This window comes from Weizmannia sp. CD-2023 (genome assembly GCF_036225245.1).
GTDB lineage: Bacteria > Bacillota > Bacilli > Bacillales > Bacillaceae_C > Weizmannia > Weizmannia faecalis.
Genome location: NZ_JARTJQ010000022.1, coordinates 1 through 11,374, shown reverse-complemented (window position 1 = coordinate 11,374; position 11,374 = coordinate 1). Strand labels below are relative to the sequence as shown.

Genomic DNA, 11,374 nt, shown 5'->3' with positions numbered 1-11,374 from the left:
TTTTCAAGGAACAATCACATCTTGTGACGACTTTTATATCATAACATATCCGGCAGCTTGTGTCAACAAAAAAAGCAAATCAACAAGCAACCATAAAAAGCACAATTTCTATTATACTCGTTATGCAGTAAATTGTAAGTACTTTTTTCGGTTCGCGCAACAAAATCCTATACAATGCACAAAATCTAAATAAATTGAACTTAAGGTTTTTACGTAAAATCAATTATGCTCCGGATAGATATTGTTTCTGGCAATACATAAAGTAATAAATTTATCTCTCCTGAAGGCTTCCGCTGGTACGACAATAAATACGGCATCGGTGTCTAAGGGTTATCCAAACAAAATATAATAAGGCTTCTATTTTGGCCGGTTTCTGCTTTTCAAACCTCACCGGATTAATTCTGTAATAAACAAATCAGGCCGGCTTTCCAAATCCACCATTTCATTGCTGCTTAAAATTTTTACAAGCGGTTTAATGGGAGCGGACGGTTTCATGTAAAGCACTTCTGCTTCTTCATTGTTGGATAAAAAGACCTTTGATCCAATCGTTAAATGGGCAACAAGGCTAATTAATGCATGGATCACAGCAATATCGAACTCTCCGAAGTGATCCTCCAGCAGCTCTTCAATGGCCTGAAACGGGATTTTCTTCTTTTTATAAATATGGTCGCATACGATGGCATGGTATACATCCGCAACGGCAACAATTCTTGACAGGATCGGAATTCTGTCCGGTTTTTCACCAAATGGATAGCCGCTTTTGTCAAGACGTTCATGATGCTGTAAAATTGCGAGTTTCGTTTCGGATTTCAAAAGGGGCGAGTGCTGGACCATTTTTAGCCCGTATACAGGATGGTTCCTGATTTCTTCGTATTCTTCTTCTGTTAAGGAGGCTGATTTTCTCAGCAAAGGCGCAGGGATTTTTGCCATGCCGGCATCTGCGAGGCAGCCCGCCAATGCAGCCTGATAGCAAGTTCCCTTCCCGAGTTGCAGTTTTTGGGCGATTGCGCCGCTTAACAGTCCGACCGAGACGGCATGATGATAGATGTATTCCTCTTTTGTTGCATATTGATGAATAATGCGGATTTTCCCGGGATCCTGTTCGATCAATTCAAAAAGCGGAATAAAAAAATCCCTCACTTCCCCTACACTGACTTTGGAACCGGACTGCCAGCTTTGAAACATTTTCTTGTAACTGCCAACCGCAGCCGTGTACTGCTCCCGGAATGCTTCTGGCACTGTTGCCGTTTCCTGACTTTCTTCCCTCGTGCTCTCTTTCGTCTCTTTACGGCTATTGGAACGGCCCACATCCACTTCTTCTATCCCGAATGCTTTCAAAACATGAATCATTTTCTGCGTTAAAAGGGTTCCTTTTGGCATAATGGGGTGAGCCGTTTTCCCCATAACATCCTCAGCCAAACAATAGCCGGGGACGAGATCGACTACTTTTATCTTCAAGTTTTTCTCCCTCCGTCAACAAGCAACTGTGCTGCCCATATTTTATCAAAAAAAAGAAGCATTGTGTGCAATGCTTCCCGAGATTTCTTATTCCTCTCCGGTTTCTTCCACCGGATCAGCATGATTTTCTTCTTCATCTTTTTCCACTTTTGCGACTGTGGCAACATATTCTTCGTCACCAAGACGGATCAGTTTGACGCCCATTGTATTTCTGCCGAGCACCGAAATATCCCCGACAGCCATCCGGATCAGCACGCCGCCCGCTGTAATGAGCATGACATCTTCTTCTCCCGTTACCGTCTTCACAGCAATAAGCGGGCCGTTCTTGCTTGTGATATTGCAGGTTTTCAAACCTTTTCCGCCCCGGCTCTGGATGCGGTACTCGCTTCCTTTTGTCCGTTTTCCATAGCCGTTTTTGGTCACAATAAGCACATCATCGTTTTCTTCCAGAATTTCCATGCCGACTACTTCATCATCACCGCTTAAAGTAATGCCTTTTACCCCTGTTGCCGACCGCCCCATTGAACGCACATCCGTTTCCGGAAATCTGATCAGCATGCCGTTTTTCGTACCGATAATAATGTCTTTATGGCCGTCCGTCAGTTTCACGGAAATCAGCTCATCTTCTTCTTTCAGATGAATAGCAATCAGGCCGTTCGTCCGGATGTTGGCAAATTCAGTTACAGGGGTGCGTTTTGAAATGCCTTTTTTTGTGGTAAAAAATAAAAACCAGTCTTCTACGAAATCTTCCACACGGATCATCGTATTGATCCATTCATCCCTGTCAATTTCAAGCAGGTTGACAATCGGAATGCCTTTTGCCGTTCTGCCGTATTCCGGGATTTCGTATCCTTTCTTCTTATAGACTTTTCCTTTATTTGTGAAGAAAAGGATCGTATCATGTGTTGATGTCGTTAAGAGATGTTCAACAAAATCGTCTTCATTCGTGCCCATCCCCTGCACGCCGCGGCCGCCGCGTTTCTGACTCCGGTACGTCGAAATCGGCAGGCGTTTGATATAGCCGTTATGGGTCAGGGTGATGGCGATGCTTTCCTGCGGGATCAAATCCTCGTCCTCAATCTGGTCAACGCTTGCTGCTATAATTTCCGTGCGCCGTTCATCATTAAACCGTTCTTTAATTTCGAGCAGCTCTTCACGGATGATTTCAAGCACTTTTTCTTCATCTGCCAAAACGGCTTTCAGTTCTGCAATCAGTTGGATCAAGCCCCGGTATTCTTCTTCAATTTTTTCGCGTTCCAGTCCGGTCAAACGTTGCAGCCGCATATCGAGAATTGCCTGTGCCTGCTTTTCGGACAGGGAAAATTGCTCCATTAAGCCGTTGCGGGCAATATCCGTTGTTTGCGAGGAACGGATCAGCTGGATAATCGCATCAATATGGTCGAGTGCAATGCGCAGACCTTCCAAAATATGGGCGCGCGCTTCCGCTTTTTTCAGTTCAAAAGCCGTTCTGCGGCGGATCACTTCTTCCTGATGGTCAAGGTAATACTTGAGCGCCTGTTTTAAATTCAGCACTTTTGGCTGGCCTGCAACAAGTGCCAGCAGGTTGATGCCGAATGTCGTCTGCATGGCGGTATGCTTGTACAAATTGTTCAAAATCACATTCGCATTTGCATCACGGCGGACTTCAATCACCATCCGCATGCCGTTGCGGTCGGACTCGTCACGCAGATCGGTAATGCCATCGATCCGCTTTTCATGCACGAGTTCTGCAATCCGTTCGATCAATTTGGCTTTGTTGACCTGGTAAGGCAGTTCGGTCACAATGATGGATTCTTTGCCATTTGATTTTTGTTCAATTTCCACCTTTGCCCGGAGTGTGATAGAGCCTCTTCCCGTTTCATAAGCACGGCGGATGCCGCTTCTTCCGACAATTAAACCGGCCGTAGGGAAATCCGGCCCGGGGATATATTCCATCAATTCCTGAATCGTAATATCCGGGTCTTTGCTTAAAGCAAGAATCGCGTCGATGACTTCACCGAGCTGATGCGGCGGAATGTTCGTTGCCATGCCGACCGCAATCCCGGAGGAACCGTTCACCAACAGATTCGGAAAACGGGATGGCAGGACAGCCGGCTCTTTTTCCGAACCATCGTAGTTGTCCTGAAAATCAATCGTATCTTTGTTAATATCGCGCAGCAGTTCAAGGGAAATTTTTGACATGCGCGCTTCCGTGTAACGCATGGCAGCAGCCGGGTCGCCGTCAACAGACCCGAAGTTGCCGTGCCCGTCAACCAGCATATAGCGGTAGCTAAAATCCTGCGCCATCCGCACCATGGTTTCATACACGGCCGAATCGCCGTGCGGGTGGTATTTCCCGATGACTTCCCCGACGATACGCGCCGATTTTTTATACGCTTTATCAGGGGTCATCCCGAGATCGTGCATCGCATATAAAATTCTCCGGTGCACAGGCTTTAATCCGTCCCGTACATCCGGAATAGCCCGGGATACGATGACGCTCATCGCATAGTCAAGAAAAGATGTGCGCATCTCCTGGGTTAAGTTTACTTCCACAATTTTCGATTCAGGTGTGTCAGCCATTTATGCAACCTCCTTTTCTTTAAATGTCCAGGTTTTTCACGTAAATGGCATTTTCTTCGATAAAATTCCGCCGCGGTTCCACTTTATCGCCCATTAGCATTTCAAACGTGCCGTCCGCTTCAATCGCATCGTCAAGGCTCACTTGCAGCATCGTCCGGTTGGCAGGTTCCATCGTCGTCTCCCAAAGCTGTTCCGGGTTCATTTCACCGAGGCCTTTATAACGCTGGATGGCCGGCTTCGGCTGGGCGGGCAGCGTATTAAGCAATTCCTCAAGGCCACGGTCGCTGTATACATATTCGACCCTTTTTCCCTGCTGCACTTTATAAAGCGGCGGCTGGGCGATATAAATATAGCCTGCATCGATTAACGGGCGCATATAGCGGTAGAAAAACGTTAATAATAACGTGCGGATATGGGCGCCGTCGACATCCGCATCCGTCATGATCACGACTTTATGATAACGCGCCTTCGAGATGTCAAAATCTTCCCCGACACCTGTGCCGAGCGCGGTAATAATGGTACGGATTTCCGCATTTGACAAAATTTTATCCAAACGCGCTTTCTCTACGTTTAAAATTTTCCCTCTTAAAGGCAGGATCGCCTGAAACATCCGGTCCCTTCCCTGCTTGGCAGAACCGCCGGCCGAGTCTCCTTCGACAATGTAGAGCTCGCTCTCAGCCGGGTCGCGTGATGTGCAGTCTGCAAGTTTGCCCGGTAGGCTTGTCGATTCGAGCGCGCTTTTTCTCCGTGTCAGTTCGCGCGCTTTTTTCGCAGCCATCCTTGCCCGGGCAGCCATCAGCCCTTTTTCGACAATTTTCCGCGCCACTTGAGGATTTTCCATCATAAACTTCTCAAACGTCTCGGAAAATACCGCATCTGTAATCGTTCTTGCTTCTGTATTTCCAAGCTTCGTTTTCGTTTGTCCTTCAAACTGCGGATCCGGGTGTTTGATGGAAACAATCGCAGTGAGGCCTTCCCGGACATCTTCGCCCGTTAAATTGGCTTCATTTTCTTTGATCAGATTGTTTTTCCGGGCATAATCATTGATGACGCGCGTTAAAGCCGTTTTAAAACCGGACTCATGTGTGCCGCCTTCGTAGGTGTGAATATTATTGGCAAAAGAATAGATATTGCTGGCAAACCCGTCATTGTATTGAAGGGATACTTCAACGGTTATGCCGTCTTTTTCGCCTTCTACATAAATCGGTTCCTTATGGAGCACTTCTTTCGAGCGGTTCAAATGCTCCACGTACGATTTGATCCCGCCTTCGTAATGGTATTCTTGTTTGCGCGGATTTTTTTCGCGTTTGTCCTCAATGGTGATTTTGATCCCTTTATTTAAAAAGGCAAGTTCACGGAGCCGGGTTGTAAGAATATCAAAGTCGAACTCGGTCGTTTCCGTAAAAATTTCCGGATCCGGCTTGAAGTGAGTCGTTGTGCCGGTACGATCCGTTTCGCCAATGATTTTTAAGTCAAAGGCAGGTTTGCCGCGGCGGTATTTTTGGTAGTAAATATGCCCGTCGCGGTGGACATAGACATCGAGCTCTGTAGACAGGGCATTCACAACAGACGCACCAACCCCGTGCAGACCGCCGGACACCTTATATCCGCCACCGCCAAATTTCCCGCCGGCGTGCAAAATGGTCATGATGACTTCAACGGCAGGCCTGCCCACTTTTTCCTGGATGCCGACCGGGATGCCGCGTCCGTTGTCCTTCACGGTAATGCTGTTGTCTTTTTCAATAAAAACATTGATTTCATCGCAAAAACCGGCCAGTGCCTCGTCAATGCTGTTGTCGACAATTTCCCAGACAAGATGGTGAAGACCTCTCGCACTTGTCGAGCCAATATACATCCCCGGACGTTTGCGCACCGCTTCCAGCCCTTCAAGAACCTGGATTTGCTCGGCATCATAAGACTGCTTCTGTAATTGTTCTTGTTCCAATTATACCACCTGCACTCTCTTAAATTGAACCGCTCACGATGGATGTTGCGGGATTTGCGGATACTTTAGCACCTACTGGTTATCCCGGCAGATTGCACCCGCCACTTTTTGCGGTTAGCCGGAAACAGACGTGCCAAAAAACACGCCTTGCATGAAGCCGGTTCAACTCATAACTAAAGTTACAAGCCACCACCGGTTGAATCACAAAACAGCTTTTTTTCGTATGTTAAACCGGTTTTCCGGTAAAATGTTCGGTTATAAACCCGGCCGGAGAAAGGCCGATTGCCCGTTTGAACAGAATGCCGGGGGAAAAAGGCGATAAATAGACCGCATTTTGGGTAATCACGGCCGATTTAAAGCTGCCCTTTGCCAAATTGACTGTGGCTTTTTTGAAAGCCTGCAAATAAGCTTTGTTGATCCCGGAGCTATTGAGCGATCTCTCGTCCATAATAGCGATAATGTCATCACTTCGAATCATGACATCTTCTGCGAGATGGAGATACATAGGCACACCTCACCTGACAATTTGTCCTGCCTTCACTGTATACATGGATGCCTCCCGTAACGTTTGATGATCAACCCCATCCACGCTTGTCGTTGTCACAAATGTCTGCACCCTTCCCTGAATCGCATTCAGCAGATGGGACTGGCGGTAGTCATCCAGCTCCGACAGTACGTCATCCAGTAGCAGGATCGGATATTCCCGGATTTCCGAATAAATCAGTTCAATTTCAGCCAACTTAACAGATAATGCGGCTGTCCGCTGCTGCCCCTGCGATCCGAATGTATGGACATCTCTGCCGTTCACGACAAAAGCCAAATCATCGCGATGCGGGCCGGCCATCGTCACGCCCCTGTCAATTTCCCGCTCCCTTATTTCAGCAAATTTATTTTCGTATGATTTTATCATTTTTGACCAATTGAGCTCTTCTGATACATTCACAGAGGGTTTATATTGGATCTCAAGTTGTTCCAAGCCGCGGGAAATCGAATGGTGGATCGGGCGTGCCCATTCTTCGAGCATCCGCACAAATTCAAACCGCCGCATGACAATTTTAGCGGCTTGTTCAATCAACTGTTCGGTTAAAATATCGAGCATCGTCTGGTCTGTCTGTTTTTTCATTTGCAGCTGCTTCAAATAATGGTTCCGTTGCTGCAATATTTTTTGAAACCGGCTCATATCATACAGATAAACCGGCGAAATTTGCCCGATCTCCATATCGATAAAGCGGCGCCTGACCTGCGGGCTCCCCTTTACAAGATTCAAGTCTTCGGGCGCAAACATGACCACATTCATATTGCCGATATACCGGCTTAGTTTTTTTTGCTCAATATGATTGTACTTTGCTTTTTTGCCTTTTTTGGAGATGGTCAATTCAAGGGGGACAGAACCATGCGTTTTGTGAAGTCTCCCTTTTATTTTAGCATATTCTGCGTCCCAGCGGATGAGTTCTTTATCATTTGACGTCCGGTGGGATTTCGCCAATGCCAAAACATAAATGGCTTCCATCAGGTTGGTTTTTCCCTGGGCGTTTTCCCCGAGGATCACATTGACTTTGTTTTCAAATGGAATGGTCAATGTTTCATAGTTGCGGTAATTGTGAAGTTCCAGTTCCTGCAGGTACATATGCCAACATCCTTTATGCGGAAAAAGCGCCGGTCAACCGCGGATAATTTGAAACGTACCGATTCCGCCAATTTCAACCCGGTCCGCCTCTTTCAGTTTCCGCCCTCTTCTTTGCTCCGGTTCTCCATTGACGAGCACTTCATGTTCGGTTAAAAACCATTTTGCCATTCCGCCGCTTTGAATGATATCCGCAAATTTTAAAAATTGGCCAAGCGTAATGGTATCTGTTGAGATTTTTACATTTTTTGCCATTTCTTCACTCTTTTCATGTACTCACTAACATATTATTTTACTAAAAATCAGGCAGAAACACAAAGCATAACAAGGAATTCCCGTTGCCGCCCGCTGTTTTCCGCATGCAACGGAGATGAAAAAAGCCTGTTAAAAAACAGGCTTTTTTCATCAATACGTCCTGACTGGCAAAATCAGCTGCAATGTCGTATCATCATTTACCGGCCGGATGACAAATGGCCTCATCGCACCGGTAAAACGGATCGTGATTTCCGTTCCCTCGAGCGCTCTTAACGCGTCCATCATATATTTTGAACTAAACGAGATCTTTACTTCTTCCCCTTCAATCGATTTGCAGTTTACTCTGTCCGTCACTTTCCCGATTTCGGGCGAATTGGAGGTGATTTCAATCGTGCCCGGCATATCCGTAACGGATGAAAGTTTCACAACATTTGCGTTTTGCCCCTCTTTTGCGAGTAACGACGCCCTGTCAATGGCTTGCAAAAACTCTTTTGTATTCACCACGATTTCCGTTTTTCCATCTGTCGGGATCAGCCGTGATGTATCCGGGTAATTTCCTTCCAATAGCCGCGAGAAAAACAATAAACGCTTTGCTTTAAATAAAACCTGATTATCCGTTATCACAATTTCCACTGGTTCATTCGAATCCGGCAAAATTTTATTCAACTCATTTAAACTTTTCCCCGGGATTACAATATTATACTCGGCATCTGCAGCCGTTTCGATTTCCGCTGTCCTTTGCGCCAGGCGGTGGCTGTCTGTTGCAATACAGTTCAGCCGGCTACCTTTAATGCTCCAGTTTACACCTGTCAAGATTGGGCGGGTTTCCGCGGTGGAGACGGCAAATACCGTTTGCCGGATCAAATTTTTTAAAATATCTGCCGGAATCCGGATCACTTTGTCTTCTGTAATTTGCGGCAAATGCGGGTACTCTTCCACATTAAGCCCGTTTAAATTAAAGTTCGATTTGCCTGAGCGAATGATGGTCTGGAATTGATTGACAACCTCTATCTCTACAATATCCATCGGCAGCTTTTTGACCAGTTCCCCGAAAATCTTTGCTTGCAGCACAATGCCGCCTGTTTGCTGAATCACAGCCATTTCATCCCCGTCTTCTTCTTTTGGCACAAATGACTCAATGGAAATATCGGAATCACTGCCCGTAAAAGTAATGCCTTCTTCTGAAGCAGTAATTTTAATACCGGTTAAAATCGGAATCGTGGTTCTGGACGTAATGGCTTTTGACACATCTTGGACACTTTCGATCAGGCGGTTCCGCAAAATAGAAAATTTCATGGTTATTCCTCCATCGTGTGACGCATATACTTATACTTAATCTTTTTTTAAAAAAACAGTAGTACTAGTAATAGAGGTTGTGAACATGTGGATAACGTTGCTGGTACAATGAAATACAGTCTATCCACATGTGGACAGACTGTTCATACATGATCCGTTGTTATGCACAATATGCTCAAGCCCGCTTTTAAAACGTGGACTACCCGTTTTTCAGCAAATTTTGCAGTTCTTCAATTTTCTTTTGAAATTGCGTATCCGTTTGAATCAAATTGGCGATTTTTTCATGGGCATGGATGACGGTTGTATGATCCCGGCCGCCGAATTCTTCCCCGATTTTCGGCAGTGAAAAATCCGTCAGTTCCCTTGATAAATACATGGCAATCTGGCGCGGAAATGCGACCGATTTTGTGCGCTTTTTCGCTTTAAAATCTTCCATTTTTACATGGTATTCTTCCCCGACCACTTTTTGGATGTCCTCAATCGTAATCGTTTTCGGCTTGGAACTTGGAATGATATCTTTCAGCGCTTCTGCAGCAAGGTCGGCATTGATATCCTTGTTAATAAGCGAAGAATAGGCGACAACACGGATTAATGCCCCTTCTAGTTCACGAATGTTCGTGTCAATCTGATTCGCGATGTAAAGCATGACTTCGTTCGGGATATCTAAACCGTCCGCTTTCGCCTTTTTTCGCAAAATGGCGATCCGTGTCTCAAGGTCAGGCGGCGTGATGTCCGTAATTAATCCCCACTCAAACCGCGAACGCAGCCTTTCTTCAAGCGTCGGGATTTCTTTCGGGGGCCGGTCGCTTGAAATGACGATTTGCTTGCTCTCCTCATGTAGCGCATTAAAGGTATGGAAAAATTCCTCCTGCGTGGATTCTTTTCCGGCGAGAAACTGAATATCATCTATCAGAAGGATATCCACATTCCGGTATTTGTTCCGGAATTCGCCTCCTTTATTGTCTCGAATGGAATTGATGAATTCATTCGTAAATTTTTCAGAAGACAAATACACCACTTTGGCTTTTGGATTATGCTCCAGTACATAGTGCCCGATTGCATGCATTAAATGCGTTTTTCCAAGGCCCACGCCGCCGTATATAAATAACGGGTTATAGGCTTTCGCCGGCGCTTCGGCAACGGCAAGGGAAGCAGCGTGTGCAAAACGGTTACCGGAACCAATGACAAAGGTATCGAATGTATACTTTGGAATCAACATACTCTGATAGTCGCGGGTATCATTCAATTTTTCCGCTGATTTTTTCGGGGACGGGAACAGTTCCGGTTCATCACTGTCCTGCTGTTGCGGAATAACGAATTTAATTTCAAGCTCTTCTCCGGTTATGTCGTACAAGACCGTTGTGATGAGCGGAATATAATGGCCCTCCAGCCAATCCCTGGCAAATTCATTCGGCACGGAAATGACAAACGTATCGTTTTTGAGCGAGTATGCCTTCGTCGATTTCAGCCAGGTGTCAAAGCTGGGTTTACTGATCTTTTTTTCAATCACGGACAATGCTTTTTCCCAAAGATCAGCGATATTTTCCAACGCCAATCCCTCCTTTTTATCAAACGAAAAATAACCATTCTCTCTGTCTGTGTAACAATGTTTCGGCGAAGGTTACGGCCATTTATAAACATGCATATGTTTGTATAGTGGAAAAATATATAATAAGGAATAAATACGGTTTTTCGACAGCATCCACCAATTGTGGACAACTTTACTCCATTGGTCTGGATAAACTGTCCACAAGTTATCCACAAACTGTGGATGAACAAGTTATGCACAACCGGTTATCCAGGGTTAAAACACAATAATCATAACAGATAATCTTAGGTGTTGCAATGATCTTTGTAAATTATCCACAATTCGCAAAAGGTGTGAAAAAACATTATCCACACGCTCTGAATTTGTGTGAAACTTGTCAATAATTGTTGTGGACAGTTAAAAATTCACCGAAAAATTATCCACATACCGGATATGTGGAAAAATGGCGGCTGATGACAAAGGGTGATCATCATGTCCCGTTCTTTTCGGAAACCCGAGCCGTTTTGACCGGAAAAGCAAGGAAGCGGAACCGGAAAAACGGCTCGTTATTTCTGCGGGAAAATGAAAGTCTGGTACGTGAGAAGTTTTGGTATGTGTAAAATTTTACTCGAAGGGGCAGATGAGTGGAAAAAAATGGGAAGACGCTCTATCATCTAATTGTACACTTCAAGATGAACATCTAGAG

The 11,374-nt window shown here is 45.5% G+C and carries 8 protein-coding genes; all 8 read right to left on the bottom strand.

Features of this window, described 5'->3' with window-relative positions:
* Positions 1-387: 387 nt before the first annotated feature.
* Positions 388-1,458: an HD-GYP domain-containing protein gene (locus P9687_RS02620; RefSeq protein ID WP_035183048.1), complete on the bottom strand. Its 1,071-nt coding sequence runs from the start codon at positions 1,456-1,458 to the stop codon at positions 388-390.
* Between the two features lie 87 nt (positions 1,459-1,545).
* On the bottom strand, positions 1,546-4,020 hold the full coding sequence (gene gyrA, locus P9687_RS02615; RefSeq protein ID WP_168985799.1) for a DNA gyrase subunit A: 2,475 nt from the start codon (positions 4,018-4,020) through the stop codon (positions 1,546-1,548).
* A gap of 19 nt (positions 4,021-4,039) precedes the next feature.
* A complete protein-coding gene (gyrB, locus tag P9687_RS02610; RefSeq protein ID WP_035183056.1) occupies positions 4,040-5,965 on the bottom strand; it encodes a DNA topoisomerase (ATP-hydrolyzing) subunit B in 1,926 nt (641 codons plus the stop codon).
* Between the two features lie 226 nt (positions 5,966-6,191).
* Complete coding sequence (gene remB, locus P9687_RS02605) at positions 6,192-6,470, bottom strand: extracellular matrix regulator RemB (RefSeq protein ID WP_014096599.1); 279 nt, start codon at positions 6,468-6,470, stop codon at positions 6,192-6,194.
* Between the two features lie 9 nt (positions 6,471-6,479).
* Entirely contained in the window at positions 6,480-7,592 is a 1,113-nt protein-coding gene (gene recF, locus P9687_RS02600; RefSeq protein WP_035183060.1) for a DNA replication/repair protein RecF, read from the bottom strand.
* A gap of 33 nt (positions 7,593-7,625) precedes the next feature.
* A complete protein-coding gene (yaaA, locus tag P9687_RS02595; RefSeq protein WP_071452210.1) occupies positions 7,626-7,844 on the bottom strand; it encodes a S4 domain-containing protein YaaA in 219 nt (72 codons plus the stop codon).
* A 150-nt stretch (positions 7,845-7,994) separates the two neighbouring features.
* Positions 7,995-9,140 carry a DNA polymerase III subunit beta gene (gene dnaN / locus P9687_RS02590; RefSeq protein ID WP_071452209.1) on the bottom strand — a complete coding sequence of 382 codons (1,146 nt, stop codon included), beginning with the start codon at positions 9,138-9,140 and terminating at the stop codon, positions 7,995-7,997.
* Between the two features lie 199 nt (positions 9,141-9,339).
* Positions 9,340-10,689, bottom strand: coding sequence for a chromosomal replication initiator protein DnaA (gene dnaA, locus P9687_RS02585; RefSeq protein ID WP_026683507.1), 1,350 nt, complete (start codon positions 10,687-10,689; stop codon positions 9,340-9,342).
* Positions 10,690-11,374 lie beyond the last annotated feature (685 nt).

Excerpts from the sequence above, each read along its gene's own strand:
- dnaN (WP_071452209.1), bottom strand. The coding sequence starts at position 9,140 with ATGAAATTTTCTATTTTGCGGAACCGCCTGATCGAAAGTGTCCAAGAT.
- gyrA (WP_168985799.1), bottom strand. The coding sequence starts at position 4,020 with ATGGCTGACACACCTGAATCGAAAATTGTGGAAGTAAACTTAACCCAG.
- yaaA (WP_071452210.1), bottom strand. The coding sequence starts at position 7,844 with ATGGCAAAAAATGTAAAAATCTCAACAGATACCATTACGCTTGGCCAA.
- remB (WP_014096599.1), bottom strand. The coding sequence starts at position 6,470 with ATGTATCTCCATCTCGCAGAAGATGTCATGATTCGAAGTGATGACATT.
- recF (WP_035183060.1), bottom strand. The coding sequence starts at position 7,592 with ATGTACCTGCAGGAACTGGAACTTCACAATTACCGCAACTATGAAACA.